This window comes from Microcoleus sp. bin48.metabat.b7b8b9.023, from assembly GCF_013299185.1.
GTDB lineage: Bacteria > Cyanobacteriota > Cyanobacteriia > Cyanobacteriales > Microcoleaceae > Microcoleus.
This window is the reverse complement of the sequence record NZ_JAAFKG010000049.1, coordinates 31,399-55,005: the sequence shown is the minus strand read 5'-3', so window position 1 is coordinate 55,005 and position 23,607 is coordinate 31,399. Positions and strand designations below refer to the sequence as shown.

17 protein-coding genes are annotated in these 23,607 nt (G+C 45.0%); 14 read left to right on the top strand and 3 right to left on the bottom strand.

What is annotated here, in order from left to right:
- Window positions 1-365 precede the first annotated feature (365 nt).
- The 11 genes from QZW82_RS23745 (at window position 366) to QZW82_RS23695 (ending at window position 16,959) form a co-directional block, all read left to right on the top strand.
- Window positions 366-3,242: a tetratricopeptide repeat protein gene (locus QZW82_RS23745; RefSeq protein ID WP_293153777.1), complete on the top strand. Its 2,877-nt coding sequence runs from the start codon at window positions 366-368 to the stop codon at window positions 3,240-3,242.
- A 24-nt stretch (window positions 3,243-3,266) separates the two neighbouring features.
- Window positions 3,267-7,004 carry a tetratricopeptide repeat protein gene (locus tag QZW82_RS23740; RefSeq protein WP_293153774.1) on the top strand — a complete coding sequence of 1,246 codons (3,738 nt, stop codon included), beginning with the start codon at window positions 3,267-3,269 and terminating at the stop codon, window positions 7,002-7,004.
- Complete coding sequence (locus QZW82_RS23735) at window positions 6,997-8,898, top strand: tetratricopeptide repeat protein (RefSeq protein WP_293153771.1); 1,902 nt, start codon at window positions 6,997-6,999, stop codon at window positions 8,896-8,898. Before QZW82_RS23740 ends, QZW82_RS23735 begins: the two co-directional genes overlap by 8 nt.
- 268 nt (window positions 8,899-9,166) lie before the next feature.
- Complete coding sequence (locus QZW82_RS23730; RefSeq protein ID WP_293153768.1) at window positions 9,167-9,802, top strand: Uma2 family endonuclease; 636 nt, start codon at window positions 9,167-9,169, stop codon at window positions 9,800-9,802.
- Between the two features lie 202 nt (window positions 9,803-10,004).
- Window positions 10,005-10,739, top strand: a complete 735-nt coding sequence (locus QZW82_RS23725) for a glutathione peroxidase (protein WP_293153765.1) — start codon at window positions 10,005-10,007, stop codon at window positions 10,737-10,739.
- A gap of 193 nt (window positions 10,740-10,932) precedes the next feature.
- Window positions 10,933-11,904, top strand: a complete 972-nt coding sequence (locus tag QZW82_RS23720) for a sodium-dependent bicarbonate transport family permease (protein WP_293153762.1) — start codon at window positions 10,933-10,935, stop codon at window positions 11,902-11,904.
- Between the two features lie 4 nt (window positions 11,905-11,908).
- A complete protein-coding gene (locus tag QZW82_RS23715) occupies window positions 11,909-12,217 on the top strand; it encodes a P-II family nitrogen regulator (protein ID WP_293153759.1) in 309 nt (102 codons plus the stop codon).
- A gap of 638 nt (window positions 12,218-12,855) precedes the next feature.
- Window positions 12,856-13,887, top strand: a complete 1,032-nt coding sequence (gap, locus tag QZW82_RS23710; protein WP_293153809.1) for a type I glyceraldehyde-3-phosphate dehydrogenase — start codon at window positions 12,856-12,858, stop codon at window positions 13,885-13,887.
- 241 nt (window positions 13,888-14,128) lie between these two features.
- Window positions 14,129-15,352: an RNA-guided endonuclease TnpB family protein gene (locus tag QZW82_RS23705; protein ID WP_293153756.1), complete on the top strand. Its 1,224-nt coding sequence runs from the start codon at window positions 14,129-14,131 to the stop codon at window positions 15,350-15,352.
- Window positions 15,353-15,402: 50 nt separating this feature from the next.
- Entirely contained in the window at window positions 15,403-15,777 is a 375-nt protein-coding gene (locus QZW82_RS23700; protein ID WP_293153806.1) for a DUF1823 family protein, read from the top strand.
- Window positions 15,778-16,263: 486 nt separating this feature from the next.
- Window positions 16,264-16,959 (top strand): CsgG/HfaB family protein, encoded by a 696-nt coding sequence (locus QZW82_RS23695; RefSeq protein ID WP_293153753.1) that lies wholly within the window; start codon window positions 16,264-16,266, stop codon window positions 16,957-16,959.
- 604 nt (window positions 16,960-17,563) lie between these two features.
- Here the strand turns inward: QZW82_RS23695 and QZW82_RS23690 are convergent.
- Window positions 17,564-20,014 carry a protein phosphatase 2C domain-containing protein gene (locus QZW82_RS23690; protein ID WP_293153750.1) on the bottom strand — a complete coding sequence of 817 codons (2,451 nt, stop codon included), beginning with the start codon at window positions 20,012-20,014 and terminating at the stop codon, window positions 17,564-17,566.
- A gap of 213 nt (window positions 20,015-20,227) precedes the next feature.
- Window positions 20,228-20,524 (bottom strand): hypothetical protein, encoded by a 297-nt coding sequence (locus tag QZW82_RS23685; protein WP_293153747.1) that lies wholly within the window; start codon window positions 20,522-20,524, stop codon window positions 20,228-20,230.
- 242 nt (window positions 20,525-20,766) lie between these two features.
- Here QZW82_RS23685 and QZW82_RS23680 point away from each other — a divergent pair, with 242 nt between their 5' ends.
- Window positions 20,767-21,072: a hypothetical protein gene (locus QZW82_RS23680; RefSeq protein ID WP_293153744.1), complete on the top strand. Its 306-nt coding sequence runs from the start codon at window positions 20,767-20,769 to the stop codon at window positions 21,070-21,072.
- A gap of 167 nt (window positions 21,073-21,239) precedes the next feature.
- Here QZW82_RS23680 and QZW82_RS23675 read toward each other — a convergent pair whose 3' ends face one another.
- A complete protein-coding gene (locus QZW82_RS23675; RefSeq protein WP_293153741.1) occupies window positions 21,240-21,584 on the bottom strand; it encodes an NAD(P)H-quinone oxidoreductase subunit M in 345 nt (114 codons plus the stop codon).
- Window positions 21,585-21,704: 120 nt separating this feature from the next.
- Between QZW82_RS23675 and QZW82_RS23670 the strand changes: the two genes are divergently transcribed.
- Window positions 21,705-22,901 (top strand): AAA family ATPase, encoded by a 1,197-nt coding sequence (locus QZW82_RS23670; protein WP_293153738.1) that lies wholly within the window; start codon window positions 21,705-21,707, stop codon window positions 22,899-22,901.
- Window positions 22,895-23,518, top strand: a complete 624-nt coding sequence (locus tag QZW82_RS23665; protein ID WP_293153735.1) for a DUF4276 family protein — start codon at window positions 22,895-22,897, stop codon at window positions 23,516-23,518. Before QZW82_RS23670 ends, QZW82_RS23665 begins: the two co-directional genes overlap by 7 nt.
- Window positions 23,519-23,607: the final 89 nt, after the last annotated feature.

The window sequence follows — 23,607 nt, the reverse complement described above, 5'->3', positions numbered from 1 at the left end:
TATCCGGGGCTGTTCTCACAAAAGCCGATCGTTTGAAAGGATTTCAACCTCATTCTGCCAACAGCGGGGTGAGGTTGAAATATTCAAGGGCTCAAGTAAAGCAAGAGTATTTTAAAAAAATCGATCGAGAGCGATCGACCGAATTAATATTTTATTTTGCCTTCTGACATCATGTGCGATCGATTACTATAACAAAAAACTGTTCGTAGTGCGGACTTCAGTCCGCAGCATATTGCGGACTGAAGTCCGCACTACGAACGACCCGATCGCCTAAAATATAGATAGTCTGAAAAGATCAAAGTTTTAAAATCAGAATTTATAAGTTTTCCTGAAGCGGTAAAGCAACCGCAACTGCACCGCAAGCAATGACCACTCAAGAATACATCCGGCAAGCCCAAGTTTATTTGAACCAGGGAAAGTTAAGTCAGGCGATCGATTTTTGCCATCAGGCGATCGAACTACAGCCATTTTCGCCGCTAGCTTACACCACTTTAGGCGAAATCCTCGAAGCGAGCGGAGATCCGACGGCAGCAAGAGATGCTTTTGTGCAAGCTTTGGAGATTTCGCCGACGTTTGTGCTGGCCCATGCTTACTTGGGTCAACTTTACAGCGAGTATTGCTGGCTGGATGAGGCGGCTTTTCACTACGTCAAAGCTCTGGAGTTGAAGCCAGACTGGCCGGAGTTAAATTATAACTTGGGAAATGTTTTTCACAGTCAGGGTAATTTGTTGGGGGCGATCGACTGTTACCGCAAGGCGATTGCCCAAAAACCCGATTATTTACTTGCTGTATTCAATCTGGCTGTGGTTTTAAATGAAAATAATCAGCTAGAAGCGGCAATTGATAGCTACCGTCAGGCGATCGCCCTCCAGCCGGATTATGTGGAAGCTTACAGCAATTTGGGCGTGATTTTGCTGAAGGAAGATCGCCCTGCTGAGGCGATCGAGATTTACCAGCGGGCGATCGAGATTAAGCCGGAGTGGGCGACGCCGCACAATAATTTGGGCCAGGTGTTCCACGAAAAAAGTCCCTTCAAGGCGATCGCATATTACCGTCGCGCGATCGAGCTAGAGCCGGAGATGGTTTTGGCTCACTACAATCTAGGGAAAGCTTGGCAATTGCAGGGGGAACATTTGGCGGCGGTTGCTTGTTTCGATCGGGTAATCGAACTCAATCCCCAACATATTTCCGGCTATACAGACGCCGGATTTTCTTTGATGTTTTTGGGCAAAATTGCCGAAGCCATGCCTTATTTCAAGCAGGCGGTAGCTCTCAAGCCAGAATTTGTTGAGGCTTACTGTCGTTTGGGAGAAACGAGGCAAGTTGCTGCTGTAGAGGATGATGAGTTGTCAAGGGCGATCGCTGCGTGCGATCGATTTCTCACAGCACTGATGGGAAGTTCGGCAACGAGCAATGTGCGGGATTTAACGGATGTAACGGATGGAATGAAGAGGGAAGTATTTAAACAATTCCAAATTCCCGATGCCCGATGCCCAATTCCCGATGCCCAATGCCCAGTGCCCGATGCCCAATTCCCAATGCCCGATGCCCAATTCCCAATTCCCAATGCCCAATTCCCAATTGCTGAAATATGCGATTATTTAGCAGAAATTTACCTGCATTTGGGGAATGCTTTAACAGAGTATGGCGGATATGAATCAGCCGCTGCTTATTATCAAAAAGCTTTGCAAATTCAGCCCAAAAATGCAGAGCTTTACTGGCGACTGGGAAATTGCTTGGCCCAGCAGCACCGATTCGGCGCGGCAATTGTCGTTTACCGCATGGCTTTGAAAATTCAACCAGCTTTACCTCATGTTTATTTTGAGTTGGCGAAACTGCTGGAGAAACAGGGACATTGGGAACGGGCGATCGATTATTACGAACAGGTTTTAGAGTTGCAATTGCACGGGTACGGACAGCCAAAACAGTGGGGCAGACAGAGGTTTATATCTTCAGAAGACAAGTCTTTAGAACATCCGCGCGGTATTTATTTATCGAGTTGGGATTGGCTGGTTAATGCTAAATTGGATGCTGGCAATTATGTGGAAATTGTTTGGAAATCTGCAACAGAAGCCAGGGCAGAAAATATTCCGACTTCTAAATTTTCTGTTAATTCGCAGTTGGCAAATTCCGATTGTGCCGGTTTAACTTGCGGGCTGTGTTTGCACAGAATTTCTAAGTGGTTCGATCCGGTGCATTTGGGTTGGGGAGTTTGCCGTTTGTCTAACTCGCAGCCGATACCTGTGGAAACCCCAAAAACTTTTGTGGCACAGATTCCCAACGGGCGAGTTTGGATTGTGCCGCAGCAAAATTATTGGCTGATTTGCAAAGCGATTGCTGTCATTACTCCTGACAATTATTTATTGGCTGATGTGTCGAGAGATTATCCGGGTTTGTTGCCGGGATGCGAGAAGCATGATATCAGAAAACACAGCGTTTTTAAGTTAGAATCCTTTCCACCTTTAAAGCAAATTGACGGCAGGGTGGCGGTGCTTTCTGGTTTGTCGGGAAATGTCTATTTTCACTGGATGGTGGACGTTTTGCCGAGGATAGAATTGCTGCGACGCAGCGGTAGGGATTTGGCGGAAATTGATTGGTTTTTGGTGAACAGTTGTCAGCATGAATTTCAGCGCGAAAGTCTCAGGATTCTGGGAATTCCACAAGAAAAGGTTTTGGAGAGCGATCGCATTCCTCACCTGCAAGCAACAGAGTTAATTGTACCTTCTTTTGCGGGATATTTGGGCTGGCCGTCCGGATGGGCGATCGATTTTTTGAGGCGGGAGTTTCTCAAGGGAATTATACCTGGTTCAAGTTATCCAAAGCGCATTTACATCAGTCGCAGCAAAGCCAGATATCGCAGAGTTTTGAACGAGGAAGATGTGGTTGAGGTTTTGGCACAATCGGGCTTTGTTTCTATTTTACCTGAGTCGATGTCTTTGGCAGAGCAAATTGCTCATTTTTACCATGCTGAGGTGATAGTTGCTGCCCACGGAAGCGGGTTGACAAATACGATTTTTAGTAAATCTGGAACTAAAGTAATTGAGTTGGTGTCGCCTCATTATATCAGTCATTATTACTGGGGAATCAGTCAATATTTGCAGTTGGAACATTACTTTTTAGCTGGTGAGGCTTTTGAATGTTATCCTATTAGACAGTTAATGTATCAAAATTCGCTGACTGAGGATATTTTGGTGAACTTGAGTTCGCTGAAAAGGATGGTTGAAGTAGTTGGTTTGGGTTAGCTGGCGTCTGGAGTAAGTTTATTTATGCCCTCGATTGAGAAGATGGAAAAAGCAGCGGTTGATTTGAATCGGCAAGCAGAAGTTTATTTGGTTGAAGGAAGGTTGAATGAGGCAGTTGCTGCTTGCGAGTCAGCGCTGAAAATTGAACCGAATTTGGCGGTGGCTTGTCAGACTCTTGGGAAGGTAATGCAGGTTCAAGGTGAAGTCGAGCAGGCTAAACAGTGGTATGAAGCGGCACTCGATCGCAATCCGAATTTGCCGGAAGTGTATGCTAATCTAGGCAGTCTGTATTCTCAAGGAAAACAGTGGGAAAAGGCGATCGCCAGTTGTGAAAAAGCGATCGCCCTAGCACCGAATTTTGCCGCGGCTTATCGGCTGTTGGCGAAAATTTGGATGCAGTTGGATCGGCGAGCAGAGGCGGCAGACTGTTGGTATCAAGCTTTCAAGATCGAGCCGAATTGGGCAACGGCTGAGGAATACGTCACTCTGGGAAATAGTTTAGTTGAATTGGGAAAGCTCGATCGCGCTACTGAGTGTTATTCGCAGGCAATTGAACTAGACCCGCAACTGGCAACAGCTTATCACAATATGGGCGAAATGCTGGTCGCACAGAAACGGTGGGATGAGGCGATCGCCAATTACCAACAAGCCATTGCTATCAATCCAGATTCTTTTGAATCTTACCACAGCTTGGGTCAAACTTTGGCGGAGCGAGGAGAAGGCGATCGGGCAATAGCCTGTTACCAACAAAGCCTCGAAATCAATCCGAATTACGCTCGCTCTTATATGGGTTTGGGAAATCTTTTCGCGCAAAGACGCGAATTTGATGAGGCTATTCAATGTTACCGTCAGGTGCTGGAAATAGATCGTGATTCCTATTGGGCACACAATTACTTAGGGGAATCTTTAGCTCACAAACAAATGTGGCAAGAAGCTATTAGTAGCTACCGCAAAGCCATCGAACTCAGATCGGATATTCTGGTGTTTTATTCTAATTTAGGATTTGCCTTAATTCGGGAAAACTTATTGGAAGAAGCTGTTGCCACTTACCGCAGTCAAATAGAAGTAGATCCGACTAATTCTAAGCCTTACAGCGACTTGGGAAATCTTTTACCGCGATTAGGACAAGTGGAAGAAGCGATGGTTTTCCACCAAAAAGCCGCTGAATTGAGAGGTTGGCCTGAGTGTGCGGCCAAAAATTATCAATTTACCCAAGATTGGTTTACTCACAATATTCACATTTGGAAACTGCATTTGCAGCATTTAGCGGGAATCGCGGATTTTCAAGTGGTAGAAATTGGCAGCTTGCAAGGAATGTCTGCTTGCTGGTTGTTGGATAATATTTTAACTCATCCGACAGCAAATATTACTTGTATTGACTTGTATTTCCAAGAACAATTTCATGGCAATATAACAAAAACGGGTTCCGCCGACAAAGTAATTCCCTTGCAAGGTTATTCTCAGAAAGTGTTAGTAACCTTGGATTCAGAAGCTTACGATATTGCTTACATTGACGGTTGTCACAAAGCCACCAGCGCTCTGCAAGATGCGATTTTATCTTGGAGGGTGGTGAAAGTTGGGGGATTGATGATTTTTGACGATTATGAGTTTACCTATCCCGACAATCCGGAGCAAAATACTAAAATCGGGATAGATCTTTTTCTGGAAATGTTTGGAAGTCAGTTAGAAGTAGTGCACAAAGGCTATCAACTGATTGTCAAAAAAACCGGGAATCAAAGTTTGGGCGAAGAGCAAGCAGTTTTGTGTCAAGGTTGGGAAAAGTTGGGGCATATTGCAGCAGGTGGCGGTTATCTGGATGAGGCGATCGCCTGCTATCAAACTGCGATCGCAATTAAGTCGGGCAATTATCTAACTTACCACAAGTTGGGTAAATGCCTGCAAGATAAGCAGTTGTGGGAAGAAGCTGCGATCGCTTACCAACAGGCGATCGCGCTAAATCCTAATTTTAGTTGGGCTTACCACTTTTTGGGAGAAACGTTGCAGGAACTCGATCGATATGGCGAAGCCGCTGCTGCTTACCGCAAAGCTATTGAGTTAAATCCCGAGTTTTGCTGGAATTACAGCGGTTTAGGCGATATGTTGATGCAGCTTTCTGAGTGGGAGGAAGCTGCGACAACCTACCGCAAATTTATTGCACTAAATGCGGATTTTTATTGGTCTTACGAGAGGTTGGGTAAGGCGTTGATTGAACTAGAAAATTGGGAAGATGCGGCAGCAGCTTACCGCAAAGCTGTTGAATTAAATCCCGATGGTTGGCTGTACAATAGTTTGGCGGAAGTTCTAGAAAAACAACAAAATTGGCCGGAAGCTGCCGTTGCTTTTGGTCGTGCTGTTGAGCTAGAACCCGAGCACAGTTGGCTGTACAAGAAGCTGGGCGATGCTTGGCGGGAGCAAGGAGAACTGGAAAGGGCGATCGCAATTTACGAGCAAGGCATCAATCTAGATCCCAAATCATTTTGGTGTTACGAAGGATTGGGTTTGAGTTTAATGGCACAACAGCAGTGGGATAGGGCAATATCTAATTTTGTTCAAACCCTGCAAATCAAACCAGATTTGTTTGGAGTTTACTATCATCTAACATATGCTTTAGAACAAAAAGGAGAAGTGAATGAAGCCGACCTCCTCAAACTTGGCTATAATTTTTTGCCGTTAAGTTTTCTCAAAAAATACTGTGGATTTACAGATGATTTGGTGATAGCAGCAGAGTCAGATCCGAGGATTACTTGCACAGACATCTATCCTGCCAGTGAAATCAATTTATCTGACTCCAAAACAATCCACACCAACAGCAAATGCTGGAAAGATGAAAAATTTAATATCAAAAAATCTTTTGTTGCTACCATACCAAAAGGACGAGCTTGGGCAGATATTGCTACTACCGCCGCCATTACTTCAGACAATAAACTTGTTCCCGATATCTCAACGGGTTGTCCTGAATTAGTCATAACTTCCGACAAATTGCCTCTCCCCGAACACGTCGAGGGAAATGTGGCTTTTTTATCTGCTCGCTGGGGAGGCGCAGCTTATTTTCATTGGATGTTTGATGTGGTTACACGGTTCGAGCTTTTGCAGCGCTGCGGATTGATAGACACTATTGATAAGTTTGTTGTTAATGCTTGGGATTTGGCTTATGAAAAAGAAAGTTTAAATACTTTAGGAATTCCACTAGATAAAATTTTAGAAAGTCGCTACCTGCCTCACTTTACAGCGGATAAATTAATAGTTCCTTCAATTTGTGATGGTGCTTCGGGAACCTCTAAATGGAAATGCGAATATCTAAAACGAATATTTTTAAATCAAGATAATTCCCAAAATACAAAATATTCAAAACGAATTTATATCAGTCGAAATCGAGCATCCTATCGGCGAATAGTCAATGACGAAGAGGTTGTCGCCTATCTAGAAAAAATTGGGTTTCGTACAGTTAAGTTAGAAATGATGTCGGTAGCGGAACAAGCAGCCTGTTTGGCTGCGGCTGAGGTAGTTGTCGCCCCTCACGGAGGTGGATTGACTAATTTAGTTTTTTGCAGCCCAGGAACTAAAGTAATTGAGATTTTTTCTCCTATTTATGTGCCAACTTGCTTTTGGACTATTAGTAATTTGTGTGAGTTAGAACATTACTATTTAATTGCTGAATTGTTTGATGACCAAACTCATAAATATTCGGGACATAAAGATATGCGGGTGGATATGAACTCGCTAGAGAAGTTAATGAATATTGCAGGAGTTGTGCATGAATAGTCACGATTACCACAAGTTGGGCAATTCCCTGCAAGAAAGCGGTGAGTTTAATGATGCTGTTGCTGCTTACCGCAAAGCTGTTGAATTAAATCCAGATTTTTCGTGGTCTCATCACAGTTTGGGCGATGTTTTGTTAAAACTCGAATACTGGGAGGATGCTGTAGCGGCCTACAAAAAAGCTGTTGAGTTAAATCCAGATTTTTCGTGGTCTTATCACAATTTGGGCGATGCTTTACTGAAACTCGAATGCTGGGAGGATGCTGTCGCTGCTTACCGCTGCGAGATTGCACTCAACTCAGATTTTCCTTGGTCTTTTTACAATTTAGCCGAGGCTTTAACTAAACTCAAACAGTGGGATGATGCTATTGTCGCCTATTTAAAAGCTATTCATATTGACGGAGATTTGCCGGGAATTTACGAGAAGTTGGGATATGCTCTCGGACAAACAATGTCTGACTCAAAGTCATTATTAGAACAATTTCAATTGCAAGTTACACCGGAAAATTTGGAGTTTTATTTACAGTTAGGAAAGAAGTTAGCACAGCGCGATCGCCCAAAAAGCGCAACAATTATTTACCAAATTATTTTGACAATTATCCCAGATTGTGCTGTATCGCCAGCAGACTTGGAGCGGTTGTTGCAGGAACAGCAAAAGTGCGTTACCGAAGCCCTCGAGTGCGATCGCGCTTTAGCCTCAGCCCGCGCCACAGTAGCCCAAAAACCGGATGATTGCTGGTCTTATTACAATTTAGGTGCGGTTTTGAGCCAGCAAAAATATGGGGAGGAAGCGGCGGCGGCATTTTTGCAAGCGATAGCAATAAATCCCGATCTTCCTTGGTGGTTTTATTACAATTTGTGGGAAGTTTTGATTGAGCAAAACAAGCTGGATCGAGTTGAGAACTTTTGCCGAGAAGTTGTTGATGCTCAACCGGAGGCTTTTTGGCCTTATTTAAATTTGGGAGAAGTTTTGACTAGGCAAGGCAAAATTGCCGACGCAATTAGCTGTTATCAAACTGTTAGTTACAAACAAAGTTTTGCATCTATTCTTAGTAAGAGAACAGGCAAGATGTCTGTTGCACAAAATATGGAGACAGGCAAGATGCCTGTGCCACAAAATACAGAGACAAGCAATATGTCTGTTCCACAAAATAGGAACTTAAAACCAGTCAAATGTGCTAAGTTTATAATTATTGGCTCTCAGCGGTGCGGCACGACTTCTCTGTACACTTATTTAGCTGAACACCCGCAAATTTTGAGTCCGATTAAAAAGGAGATGGATTTTTTCTCCTGGCACTTTCACAGAGGGATTGATTGGTATTGGGCCCATTTTCCCCCAATCCCACAGGGAGGGGAATTTATCACGGGTGAGGCAAGTCCGAGCTATTTTGATTTTCGGGAAGCGCCGGAACGTCTCTACAGCGCGTGTCCAGAGTCGAAGCTGATTGTGCTGTTGCGAAATCCGGTCGATCGCGCGATTTCTCATTTTTACCGCTTAAAGGGCTTAAACTGGGAAGGGCGATCGCTCGATCGGGCAATTAGCGACGAAATCGAACGGCTGAATCAAAACCCAGAATACATCATCGGTGAGGAGCCTGGGAATTACTTAGCTCGCGGTAGGTATATAGAATTTATTAAAAACTGGCTGGCTTTCTTTCCCCGAGAACAGTTGTTAATTTTGAAAAGCGAAGATTTGTATGCAGGTGCGGCGACAACTGTCAATCATGTTTTAGCCTTTTTAGAGTTGCCGGAATATCAATTATCTGAATACCAAAATGCTAATCCTGGTTCTTATCAGCGGGTAAATGAGTCAGTCCGCGAACTGTTGAGCGATTATTTTAAACCTTACAATCACGAATTAGAAGAGTTTTTGGGTAGAAAGTTTGATTGGGAATAAGATAGCGGTTCTCATAAAGATGAGGTATGTTGTTGGGCTTCAGCCCTCTTAGTTTGATTTGTAGTAGGGTGCGTCAGCCACTTCTGGCTCTTCACCAGAAAATTCTGCTTATCGCTGACGCACCCTACAATATCTACTCGCACGGCATTAAAAGCAAAACACAGATGCACCCTTCTCTTCAGTTTGCGTCCGGCTGATATCCTTTGACAAGACGCGGTTTCAACCGCCGTCTGCTAAAATTAGAACAACTTGTAATGAGGTAATACTAATGCTGACAATCGAGCTAGATACATTACTTAAAGAACAAGCACTCCAACGCCAAGATTCTGAAGAGCGTTACATCACGGATACAGTGAACTGGGAACAATACCAGACACTGCTAAATAGAATTGGAGATACTGCGGGATATCGAGTTACTTATTTAGATGGAGTTTTAGAAATTATGTCACCTTCTCGCCGCCATGAAAATGGTAAAACTCGCATTGGAAATTTGCTGGAAATTTACTTTGTAGAAGCTGATATTGAATATTTCCCTTTTGGGTCTACAACTCTGCGAAAAGAGGAAAAAAGTAGCGGTACTGAACCGGATGAAGCTTACTGTATTGGCACAGATAAAGAATTTCCCGACTTGGTAATTGAAGTGATTGTTACCAGTGGCAGCATCGATAAACTAGAACTCTATAGAAGGTTGAATGTGCAAGAGGTTTGGTTCTGGCGAAATGAGAGATTTTCGATCTACCATTTGCGAGAAGAGATTCCGGTTGAGTTTGTGTCTAACTGCGGTTATGAATTAATTACCCAAAGCGAATTGCTACCGGAACTTGATATCGAGATGTTGGCAGAATGTGTCAAAAATCCTCATCCGCTAGCAGCAGCAAAGGCATGGAGAGAGAATTTGCGTTAGCGAAGCTTGCAGAAGCAGGATCGATGCTAAACAGCAAGTTTTAATAAATCTGCTCGCCAAGCTGTCGCCAAGACAAGGCACTGACTCTCCCACGCCCCGGAGTTTCAAGAAAAAACCAGATCCCTCTTGACAAGTCGTACTCGTTATGAGTACGGTATAGCAAGCAAGGAAATTTAACCCAAGTACCCAAGGATTCAAAATCATGCTGACGAACCACGAAGGTCAAAGAGTACCCAAAGTCACGTTTCGCACTCGCAAGGACAACGAGTGGGTGGATGTCACCACCGATGATTTGTTTGCAGGCAAAACTGTAGCAGTCTTTTCTCTACCGGGAGCATTCACTCCGACTTGTTCGTCAACGCACCTCCCTGGCTACAACGAATTGGCGAAAGTTTTCAAAGCAAATGGCGTAGATGAAATCGTTTGTATTTCCGTCAACGACACTTTTGTGATGAACGAGTGGGCAAAAGACCAAGAATCAGACAATGTGACGTTAATTCCCGACGGTAACGGTGAGTTTACCGAAGGCATGGGAATGCTGGTAGATAAAACTGATTTAGGCTTTGGGAAGCGGTCTTGGCGTTATTCGATGCTAGTCAAAGATGGCTTGGTTGAAAAAATGTTTATTGAACCGGAGGAACCGGGCGACCCTTTCAAGGTTTCCGATGCCGAGACGATGCTGCACTACATCAACTCCGCAGCAGCTAAGCCGAAGGTAGTTTCGCTGTTTACAAAAATGGGCTGTCCCTTCTGCGCCAAGGCTAAGGTAATGCTGACTGAAAAGGGCTTGGATTATGAAGAAATCGTCTTGGGCCGGGATGTCACAACCCGATCGCTCCGGGCGGTGACTGGGGCTACAACCGTGCCGCAAGTCTTTATCGACGGCAAGTTGATCGGCGGTTCCGAAGCTCTAGAGTCTTATTTGGCAACTGCTTAGTTAGGGAAAAATACTTAGGCTGCGGGTTGGCAGCGCACACCTTACTCTGTTGTGGGTGTACGCTGTCAACCTGCAACCGTCTTTAGGAATATATATCGCCATTCCCAGAGTTCGATCGCACCATTGATCCATTCTCGTGTAACAATTATTTGTGAAGTAATATTAAAAAAATCAGAAATGGGAGTGAACGATCGTGGATTTAAGCCTCGTAGCGTCAAATATCTTAAATCCACCAGTATTAGCATTTTTCATGGGAATGCTGGCGATTTTCCTAAAATCTGACTTAGAAATTCCTGCACCCATCCCGAAACTGTTTTCGCTGTACCTGCTGTTTGCGATCGGATTTAAAGGCGGCGTCGAACTGTCCCGAAGCGGAATCAACCAGCAAGTCGCCCTGACAATCTTCGCAGCGATGCTGATGTCAGCGCTAGTACCAGTTTATACTTTCTTCATACTGAAGATCAAACTCGACTCCTACAATGCCGCAGCGATCGCAGCCACCTACGGTTCCATCAGCGCCGTCACCTTTATCACCGCAACTTCGTTCCTAAAAGAATTAGGAATCGACTTTGATGGTTACATGGTAGCAGCGCTAGCATTAATGGAATCCCCTGCAATTATCGTCGGTCTAATTCTGGTAAGTGTCTTCGGTGGAGAGGAAGGAAAACGCGAAATAGTTTGGTCAGAAGTGCTGCAAGAAGCCTTCCTCAACAGTTCAGTTTTTCTGCTAGTCGGCAGCCTCATTATGGGCATTCTGACAGGAGAACACGGTTGGGAAGTTATGAGTCCGTTTACTCAAGATTTGTTTTACGGCGTTCTGACTTTTTTCTTGCTAGACATGGGTCTGGTTGCTGCTAGCAGAATTAAAGATTTGCAAGAAACAGGAATTTTCCTGATCGCCTTTGCAATCCTAATTCCCATAGTTAATGCAGCAGTTGGTTTACTGATAGCAAAATTAATCGGAATGCCGCAGGGAGATAGCCTGTTATTTTCGGTATTGTGTGCGAGTGCTTCTTACATCGCAGTACCAGCAGCAATGCGGCTGACAGTTCCCGAAGCTAACCCCAGCCTTTACATTTCAACAGCCTTAGCAGTGACGTTTCCGTTTAACATCGTTGTAGGCATTCCCATGTATTTATACGCAATCAATATGTTTTGGATGTGAACTTATGGACGCAGTTAAAAGGATAGAAATTTTTGCGAACTCGGTGGAGCTCCCAAAGATTTTAGACGGTTTAGACAAAGCTGGCGTCCCTGGTTATTCGGTGATTCGCGGTGTCGCCGGCAAAACCACTAGGGGACGCAAATCGGACGATTTAGCAATGAGTATGCTGGATAATATTTATGTGCTGGCTTTCTGCGAACCCGATAAAATATCGGCAGTTGCAGAAAATATTAGACCGGTGCTAAATAAGTTTGGCGGGGCGTGTTTTATTTCGGATGCAGTAGAATTGCTCACTACTAAGTGCGTCGGGTAGTCTGTTGATAGTTGACAGTTGACAGTTGACAGTAGTCAGTAGTCATTAGTCATTAGTCATTAGTCAGTAGTTACTGATTATTGGCAGATATAGTCTTTGTCAGAAAGATTCGCGGACGTTGTTGGGCTTTAGCCCTCTAGTTTAAGGATTTATACGAGCTGTCAGGCATACCTCATCTTTTTAGGAAAGGCTATATAACAATTACCAACAGTCAACTGCCATTAGAAACCCGGTTTATTTGATAAATCGGGTTTCTGAATATCTAGCCATTTCACATTATGAAAATCAGCCATTGCTCCTGCATAAAGCAGATTGAGCTTTTACATAAGTTTTTTTTAATTAATTTAGAGTAATTTAATCAACGATAATGTGAGAAAAATCTGTGTTGATTATAGCAATTTTACAATTTTAAAATCATCAGCCATCATTAGCCAGCGGTCATTTCAGGATTAATTGCCCTTCGCTGCCCGCACCTAATTCAGAATTCTTAAGATATAGAAAAGAATCAGTTGCCCAAATCCGTTAGCGTGGTAAATTCTAAGCCACAACAGGCGATACTCTTCGTTGGCGTAGCCCCCGTAGGGGCGGGCTTCGCTAACGCGCGATCGACTAACGATATTTTCAATAGGAGTTTAAACATGGCTGCATTAAAAGTCGGCATCAACGGATTTGGTCGCATCGGACGGCTAGTCATGCGTGCCGGCATCAAAAACCCGAACATCGAATTTGTCGGTATTAACGACTTAGTTTCGCCAGAAAACCTAGCTTATCTTTTCAAATACGACTCTACCCACGGTATTTATGACGGCGAAGTTGAAGGGAAACCAGACGGGATTGTCGTTGACGGACATTTTATTCCCTGCACTTCGATTAGAAATCCGACTGAGTTGCCGTGGGGTAAAGCGGGTGCGGATTATGTTGTAGAATCTACCGGATTGTTTACTGATTTTGACGGCGGTTCAAAACATTTGACGGCGGGAGCAAAACGAGTAATACTTTCCGCACCGACTAAAGATCCAGAAAAAGTTCCAACTTTTCTAGTAGGCGTCAACCACCACAAATTTGACCCGACAAAAGATACTGTTGTTTCTAATGCTAGCTGCACTACTAATTGTCTAGCACCAATTGCCAAAGTTATCAACGATCATTTTGGTTTGGAAGAAGGTTTGATGACGACTGTTCACGCGATGACTTCTACTCAGCCAACTGTAGACGGGCCCAGCCAAAAAGATTGGCGGGGAGGACGCGGTGCGGCTCAAAATATTATTCCTTCTTCGACTGGTGCAGCGAAAGCTGTTAGTTTGGTGTTGCCGGAATTGAAAGGAAAATTGACTGGTATGGCTTTGCGGGTGCCGACTCCTGATGTGTCTGTGGTTGACCTTACTTTCAAAACGGGGAAGGAAACTAGCTATAAAGAAATTTGTGAAGCTATGAAGAAAGCTTCTGAGGGCGAACTGAAAGGTATTCTTGGATATACTGAGGATGCGGTGGTTTCGACAGATTTTCAGGGCGATGCCCGATCGAGCATTTTTGACGCAGGTGCGGGTATTGAACTGAATTCTAAGTTTTTTAAGGTCGTTTCCTGGTATGACAACGAGTGGGGTTATTCTAACCGCGTCATTGATTTGATGATCTCGATGGCCGAGAAGGACGGACTTTTGAGTAAGTAGTATTGTAGGGTGGTTCGGCGGGGCGATCGAATGCGAACACCAATAAATCCAGATTTTGCCGCGCCGAACCTACCATTTGGGTAGACCGCCATAGGTTAACTATTCGCCGGGAAGTCCCCCGCTATAACTGTACCCGGTGCGGGCGGTGGGATGAAAGGCACCGGAATTGTCGCTGTCGGAATTTCCAAATCTTCCCGATCTCGTTACTGCTTTGTGTATAATGCAGTAAGGAGGTATTAAGATGTTGCACAAAGCGGTCAAAGTTCGACTTTATCCAACGCCGGAACAACAGGTGCTGCTATCTCAGCACTTTGGTTGTGCTAGATGGTGGTGGAATTACGCTTTGAATAAATCGATCGAGACTTACAAAGAAACCGGGAAAAGCCTCGGTCAATCAGCACTTAACGCCTTTTTACCCGAACTCAAAAAAGCAGAAGAAACTTTATGGTTGTCTGAATGTTACAGCCAAGTTTTGCAATCAACGACGCTCAATCTAACAACAGCCTATAAAAACTTTTTTGCAGGACGTGCTAGATTCCCCCGTTACAAATCAAAACATGGCAAGCAGTCAATCCAGTACCCTCAAAACGTGAAAGTATTTGAGGGGCTTGTTCAATTTCCTGGCAAAGTCGGCAAAATCAAAGCTAAGCTGCATAGGAATATTGAAGGAACAATTAAAACTGTAACGGTCAGTTTAGAGCCATCAGGAAAATACTTTGCATCAATATTGACCGAGGCTGAGGGTGAAAACCCAACAGTTTCAACTGAGGGTAAAATAATTGGAGTTGACTTAGGATTGGCTCATTTTGCGATCGCGAGTGATGGCACTAAAGTCTCTAAATATAGCAATCCTAAGCACTTAGCTAAACACGAAAAAAATCTCAAACGCAAGCAACAGAAGCTAGCTAAAAAGCAGAAAGGAAGTAAGTCAAGAAACAAAGCCAAAAAGACTGTAGCTAAAGTGTACGATCGGGTAACTAAATCCCGTCAGGATTTTCTGCATAAGTTATCAAGAAAACTCGTCAACGAAAACCAAGTTGTTGTTGTAGAAAATCTTAATGTCAAAGGCATGGTACGCAACCACAATTTAGCTAAAGCAATATCTGATGCTGGATGGGGAACTTTTACTAATTTATTAGCTTACAAGCTAGAGAAAAAAGGTGGGAAGTTAGTAGAAATTGACCGATGGTTCCCCAGTTCTAAACTTTGCTCTAACTGCTATTACCAAATCGATAAGTTACCACTCGATGTTAGAGAGTGGATTTGTCCTAATTGCGGCACTCGTCACGATCGCGATGGTAATGCAGCAACAAATATCAGGGCGGAAGGTATCAGAATGCTACAAACGGATGGAACAGCCGTTTCTGCTAAGGGAGGGGAAGTAAGACCAACGAAAGGACGCAAGTCGGTTCTGAGGCATTCCCCCGTGATGTTAGAAGCCTGCACTATAATCGCTTCGATTTAGTGCGGGTAGTTCACATTGTTGTTATTGTCGATCGCACTCCAAGTCGAATTATGTCTGAATTGCCACCGCTGAACAACGAAACTATTTGGGCCATCCTCAACGAAGAAATGGACGATGCTGCTGTCAACAAATTAGTTTGGCTGTATCTGGGCTACCGCCTCGATGCGGAGACTGGTAAGTGGAACAGCGATAATGTTGCTAGCGAGTGGCGCGAAGATTATCCAGAACCGCCGGATTTTATTGATTCTAGGCCCGCGACAGTGAAATTGACGCGATCGACTCTTCCTGAAAACAAGCAGTTGCTAAAGGAAAAATTGGGATTTAAGGGCTATAAAATCGGGGAATTCGGGCCGAGACAGACTCGCAGGGCGACGATGGCTAATTGGTTGATGGGTTTTATGGAGGCTGGGGCTTCATTCAGTTGACAGTTGACAGTTGACAGTTGACAGTTAACCAGGGCTGTTTCATTCTCTTGTAGGGGCGGTGCCCCCGTGCCCGCCCTCCGAGTTGGTAGAGGGGGTAGGCACGCACCATCCACTACCCCTACAAAATCGCGATCGTCCTGAGAATGAAATAGCCCTGGACAGTTGACAGTTGACAGCACTTGACATGGAAGTCCGAGGATTGGAGTAATGAATCGTCTTCTTTTAATTTTTCCCCGATCGGGCTTGGGGCTTTAAACCAATTCTTTCTGGTAAGAAAGTATCGAATATTAGGGATTGAAACATTGATCAAAGTCTTGCTCTGTTTCTATTTTTATCTGCCGTTAATTAACAAAAATTAAAGATTTTTAGCGTCAGAATAAAGTAAAGTCCGATCGCCCACACCAACATTATCGCCAGCACACCTGACATCCGGCGGTTGGGTGCACTATTCTAGAGTCTGCACAGAATCATTGTGACGAAAAATTCATGAAAACAACTACCATATCTCGCTTAACCAGCATTTCCCTAGCTACCCTAATGCTAGTCGGCGTTTCAGTAAATGCGATCGCCACACCAGACACCATCAAACCCGCAACCCAACTAGCCCAAGCTACCGCCAAAAAGCGCCTAGTAGTCATGGATTTCGACTACGGCACCACCAACAGCTATTACAGTTCCTACAGAGGAGTCGGCGCAGCTAAAGGCATCAGCGAAATGCTAATCAACGAGCTTGTCAACAACGGCACTTACACAGTAGTCGATCGCAGCAAACTCGAACAAGTCCTCAAACAAGAAAATCGTAGCGGTTCAATGGATGCCGGTACCGCAGCCGAAATTGGCAAAAAACTAGGAGTTGACGCCGTACTTATCGGCACTATTACCAAGTTTAATATCGACAGACAATCCGGCGGCGGCAGTTTCATGGGTATCGGTGGCGGTTCCCAAAAAACTAAAGCTACCGTGCAAATAGACGTGCGGTTAATCGGAACAGCTTCCGGAGACATTCTTGCCACCGCCAAAGCAGTAGGAGAAGCAGATAAAAGCGATTCGAGTTTTTCTGTCAGAGGCATTGGTGGCAATTCCGGCAGTAGCAATGAAGATGGACTTTTGAGCGCAGCAGTTGACAAAGCCGTAGCCCAAATGGTCACTAAACTTGCAGAAGTCTCTAAGAAATTAGGCTAATAAGTTTCCAACTATTTTAGATTTTAGATTTAATTATGCCAAATCTAAAATCTAAAATCTAAAATTTTAATATCGTGTCCGTTCTATTGCCTGTTAAAAAGCAATACCGTTTACTGGTATACAGTCCTGGGGGTAAACTGCTATGAAAAATAGATACGGAGATTGCTTCGTTCCTCGCAATGACAATTTTAAGTAAACCGTATTGTGTTAAAAAGTTCTTTCCCTCGTTGAGGGCGTTTTATAGAGATTGTGAATATCAATCAAAAATTGTTACTGAAATCCGCCCGACTCATTTAATATTTATTGGTAACTGCATCAAATCTGGCCGACATAGCTGTTCTCATTCTCGATTGAGCTATAGCATTTATCAGAAAGATGAGGTATGACTTTAAAAGGAGTTTTTGATGCGACCTCGCTTACTATATAACACAAGAGGGCTGAAGCCCAACAACGTACCTCACCTATCTGAGAAGGGCTATATGACAGTCTTTTAGGGGGGAAATAAAACCAAATTATCCACTGTTTGAATCCTCTTCCTTTTAGGGAAAGGTAGCCCGCAAACGGTCAATTTTCAACTGTCAACTGAAAACCAAGCCTTAATAGTTTAATTAGTTTTGGGGTTTGAGTCAGAAACAACAACGCATTTCCCCTGTTGATTCGGGTCGGGACTCGGATTAGTTGCTACCTTAGAAATAGCATCTTGTTCTTGAATCCATCCGATATCCCCTGCTTGCAATTTGGCGCTTTCTACTCCCACTGTTGGTTTAACGGTGGGAGAGGGCGAGGCAGTTGCGGATGCCGGAGATGGAGAGGAATTTGCCGAGGCCGGAGATGGTGAAGCAGTTGCGGATGCCGGAGATGGTGAAGGATTTGCGGATGCCGGAGAGGGCGAAGGATTTGCGGATGCCGGAGAGGGCGAGGCAGTTGCGGATGCCGGAGATGGACTGACTGCTGGTGTTGAAACAGTAGAAAAATCCTTATTTAAGTTGGGCTTGGGAGAGTTCGATCGCCCTATTTCAGGAGTCGAACAAACTTTCAATTCCAGCCAGTTGCCTTGAGGCGTAAGCTGTTTGTTTGTTACCTGCAAAATGCTGCCGGCGGGGACTGTTCCCTTAACGGGCGACTCACCGATGGCGACTCGCAAATCCAGGCGATCGCCCAATGGGTCTAATTCCCCTGTCGCAGAACTTTTAATCTCTATAAAAGTCCCTTTTTCTAAAGATTTGCTCCCAGTAGGTACAGATTCTACTGTTTTCCCCGGCCCGTTTATAGGATTAGTTAAATGGCGTTTCCCAAAAAGCGACTCCCCGGCAGTATCGATCGCCCGACCCACCGGAGGAATGAAAAAATAAGCAAATACACCCCCCAAACCCAACAAAAATACTATTTTCACCAGCAGCGTAAATAGACTTTTGCCTTTTTCCGGCGATCGTACTAACTGCGTTTTCACTTGAGAATTCGTATCGCTAAGGCTGGGGCTTTCCGTCAAATCGGTTGGCATATCCTCGCTGTCAGCAATTAGTTCCATCGGCACTTCTAAAGGTGCGACAGACAATTCTGTCAAAGTATTGCTTTCTTCCCTTAAATGTGCTTGACAGTGAATCAAAGCTACAGTGACATTATCGTGACCGTTTCTAGTATTAGCAATCTCGATCAGTCGATCGCGCGCCTTCGCCACAGTAATGCTACCGTCGAGAATCGGCAAAATCTCATCTTCCCAACATTGCTCAACTCGGTCTTTATCGCTCAAACCGTCGGAACACAGCAACAAAACGCAATCCTCATCCACCGGAAAACGTTGCACCGTCGGGTGCAGAGTGTTGGAAGAAGTAATGCCCAAAGCTTGAATCAGAGCTCCGGCGGCCACTTGTTCCAAAGCATCCCGATAGAGGGAGTAGCCCAAACGCACCTCGCGGCAAGCCACATCGTCATCGAGAGTAATTTGATAGCAGCCGGTGCGGGTAATCCAGTAGGCTCGACTGTCTCCCACGTGGGCGACATAGAGCTCGTGAATGTGCGCTAAAGCCATCACCAGGGTAGTACCCATGCGCTGGCGACCTTGGCGGTGTTCCGTGTCGTTGCGACCGGCTATTTTGTCGTTAGCAGCACAAGCTGCCCGTTCCAACTTGGAAGTCAGGCTCAGCGGATCCCAATTAGCTTGATGCAGGGGCATTTGCAGCAACTTGTCCCGCAGCACAGTAATCGCCAATTCCGAAGCGACTTCGCCGCCGTCTTGTCCGCCGATACCGTCACAGACGATCGCACAAGCTTCCGATCCCGGAATTCCCGAAAACACCGTACCATCGGGCGGATAGCAAGCATCTTCGTTGTGAGCCCGCGCTCTACCGACATCCGTGCCCGTGGCAATTTCCACAGTCCGATCGTAAAATCGGCCGCATTTTGCCAGAGCTTTATCCAATTGGCTCATCAGTTGTTCGCCGTGGCGCACTTGACCGGCGACCATTTGCTGGCAAAGCTGTCGCAAAAAATTGGCGATTGCTGGGTGAGCATCATCGATCCACTGCTGCCACAATTTGCCCAATTGCGACAAACTAGGCGGTTTGCGATCGGGCTGCAATTCCAGAAACCGAACTAATTGCCCTTCCACCCGCAGCAGTTCCGGAGTCAGCAGCGTCGCAGCCACGCCCTGAGCGATAAACGGCTGCCAAACTTTGGCAATTTGCCACAGCCAATTTAGCTGTCGCATGGCGGCGGCCCCTTTCCAGGTGTCCGCCAATTCCGGCATTAATGATTCCGTCACCTTTAAAATAGGTGAGTTTTCCAGCAGCCAGATATCTCCCGAGAGCTTGCTGATCCGGGACGATACCAGTCCGTATACTTGAGGTACGTGCAACTGATAGGCAAACAGTCTCAGATAAGGAGCGATCGAACTCGGAATCTCTTCGGGCATTTCGGGCAACTGTTCCGGTTGAGTATCGACAAGAAGTCGATCGCGCTTGACCAAATAGCGACCCGCGATCAGATCGCCCGGCTTACACGCTTTGATCCCTTCACCTACAGCCCACAAATAGTGTTTTGGCACAGAGTTTTGCATAAGGGTTCCTGACGCCTTTGGGCCCAGTGCTGATCTGAACTATTCTAGCGCTTGAACCTCGATGGGTTGATACGTGGCGATTGTTTTACACCCCCGCTTTCTCAGCACGCGGGGATTTTCAAGACTTTACAGTGCTAATTTCCTGATTTTTCAGGTTCCTAGGCTCACCAAGCTAGCACTTTTCGGTGCTCTGTTATTTCTCCCGATAATGTTTTAGGCGTGAGTTTCCCCCAGTCCAGCAGTTGGTTTTAATGTCTTGTACTGACAAAAACAGTCTACCATTTTGTGGGCGCCCGCATAAATCTGGCGATCGGCTTTCATAGCTTGACCCGGGCGCGACGGAACCGAAGTCAGGAAGCTGGAGGGATCGATGTTTTTACCATATTCCCGATCGTGCCAATTTCCTAAGCAATCGCGACTTTGAGCGGGAATAGAGACTTTAACTAACTGTAATGCTAGGATGCAGGTACGTAGAAGTCCCCTGAGCCAGCAGGTATAAATAAGTATCAATTCTCACTTTGGTCGCGCAGGGCGATCGGTGCCTAGTGCCTGAGTTTCGCCACTCTAGTTAAATTTAACCTTACCCGCATACCGATGCCAGCCCCCGACAGGAGTCGCAAGCAGCACAAAAAATTAGATATTAGTTCAAGCCCCCAGATTCATCTGTGGTATCAATCTAAAATCTAAAATCTAAAATCTAAAATCTAAAATTTAAAATCGATCGGCCTCTGCAAGCAGTTAAGTATATAACCATGCCCGTACAAGAGCCCAGTACCATTCCCGAGAATTTGCCCGAGCCAAAGCTGCTCCCTCCCGTCGAGGTAGACGAAATGCTGACTAAGATTAAGCATTCCCACGGTTTTTATTACCAAGTGATGAATCTTGAGGTGTGGGCGCTGGTGGAAACCTTGGATGGGCTATTTCCGGGCGCTTGGGGTCAGTTTATGACCAACCGCCAAGTTGCGGTAAAACAGTTTTTGCACCGCGATCCCAATTGTGCGGTAACTCCCAATAATAGCGGGAAAGACGCAGAAACGGCGGGGAGCGAGGAAGATTGATCGAGCAAGTTCGGCAATGGATTTTGTAGCGGATGTAACGGATGTAACGGATAGGAAAAAGGACGTTCGGCCTTACTCGCAATGTGCGGGATGTAACGGATAGGAAGAAGTAAGAAGGAAGAGGGAAGATTTTCTTAATCTCCCCCTCTCCCTCTCTCCCTCTCCCCTTAGAGGTGAACTTTGGCATCAACTTGAGGAAGTCCCATGCTGTAGTTGACAGCGCGGCTGTTGAGGTTGTAGCTGATTTGGCCTTTTTGTAAGAGCGATCGCACCAAGTGTTCCAATTCCGAACCAATGCGGCGGAGGTTGTATTCAGTCAAGTCTTCGCCTTCGTAGGAGTCTACGAGTTGGTCGAATTTGGCATATACCTGTTTGACTGACTCGTCGTTCCAGTTGAGTTCGTTATCAGGGTCAATGTCGATCGTCAAAAGGTCGTTGCTGGGTACGAGTTCGTTGTCTTCGAGGATGGCGGTGTATATGCGAATATGGCGGGTTGTGGACTTGAGCTGCATGAGTTCTTATTTGTAAAGATTTTTTCCTGAACCTATTGTAATGGGTCAAAGACCGTTGCAGGACTAAAAACGAAGGCTTTCGCAAGCTACAATAGTTCCGAATTGGGATAGGAGGACAAGGTGGAAGGCAAAAGATTTATTCACTCCCTGCAACTGCAAAACTTCCTTTCCTATGGAAGTGAGGCGGAAACAATTGAATTGCAACCATTAAACGTGTTGATTGGTACTAACGCATCGGGCAAGTCTAACTTGATCGAAGCGATGGGAGTGTTGAAGGCCACACCTACAGACTTACTTGTTCCGATTCGTCAAGGAGGTGGTATCAGCGATTTTCTGTGGAAAGGTGAAAAAGGTACTCCCACAGCAAAAATTGAGGCTATTTTAGATTACCCAGAACGAGCGATGCCACTGCGCTATCAGATTAGTTTTACCACAGCCGGTCAGAGACTTGAGGTAGTGGACGAAGCTATAGAAGATATGAAACCGCGCGATAGTTCAGAAAGCGAGCCATTTTTTTATTACCGTCATAATAATTGGGGGCGCCCAGTTATCAACGTTACAGAGGACAATGAGCAAACAAGAAAGCTGCGGACTCTGCGGCGAGAAGATATCATTCCCGATCAATCTATCTTATCTCAAAGAAAAGATCCAGAACAATATCCAGAACTATCATATCTGGGAAATAAATTTGCAGATATTGGTTTATATCGTAACTGGCAGACAGGGAGAGATTCAGTATCGAGAAAGGCTCAGCAAACTGACTTGCCAGAACATCCACTTTTAGAAGATGGTGGTAATTTAGGACTGGTTTTAAACAACTTACAGTATCAATTAGGAAGCAGGGAGATTATTGAAAAATTAAAACTGTTTTACGATGCAGCCGAAGAACTGAGCATCAAGATTTATGGCGGTACTGTCCAGATATTTATCCGCGAAACAGGATTAATTCAGCCAATTCCCGCAACTCGTTTATCAGACGGTACGCTGCGTTATTTATTCTTAATAGCTTTACTCCTAGATCCAACTCCTGGGCCACTTATTTGTATAGAAGAACCGGAGATTGGCTTGCATCCCGACATTCTGCCTGCGATTGCTGAAATGCTAATCGAAGCCTCACAGCGCACGCAATTGATTGTCACAACTCATTCGGATGCTTTGGTGTCGGCGCTGAGTCCTGAGTCTGTCTTAATATGCGATCGGGATGATAGAGGAAGTCACCTGAACCGTCTCGATCCAGAACGACTAAAAAAATGGCTTGAAAATTACACTTTGGGAGACCTCTGGCGGATGGGAGAAATCGGGGGAAACCGATGGTAAAGGAGGTTCGCATTTACATCGAAGGCGGTGGCGATGGCAAGAATACAAAGCAATTGCTCCGAGGAGGATTTAGCAGTTTTTTCAAAGAACTTGTGCAGGTGGCCCGCAGCAAGCAAATCAAGTGGAATATCACTGTTTGCGGTTCTCGGAATAATGCTTTCAGGGATTTCAAGAATGCCTTGGCAGATCACCCAAATGCCTTTATCATCCTTCTAGTTGACTCAGAAGCACCTGTAAAGCAGCCGCCTTGGGAGCATTTGAAATTGAGGGATAATTGGGATTCGCCTGGGGTGGATGACACTCATTGCTATCTCATGGTTCAAGCGATGGAAGCTTGGTTCATGGCCGATATTGATACTTTAAAAAGATTTTACGGGCAGGGATTTAAAGAAAATGCGATTCCTAAAAATAGGAATGTAGAGATGATTGAAAAGGATTTGTTAGAACCAAGTCTGAAAGCAGCTAGCCGCGACACCAAATCGAAAGGCGAATATCAAAAGATACAGCACGCTTCCAAGCTGTTAGAAATGTTGAATGTTGACAAGGTTCGCAAAGCTTCTTCAGAGTGCGATCGTATTTTTACAAGTCTCACCGAACTCATGGAACAAGCCAAATGAACAAGTATATCTAAGTAATAGAAGGACTAAAGTCCTTAGTACAAACAGGCTCGTAGTGAGGACTTTAGTCCTTCTTCTTCTAAGGACTA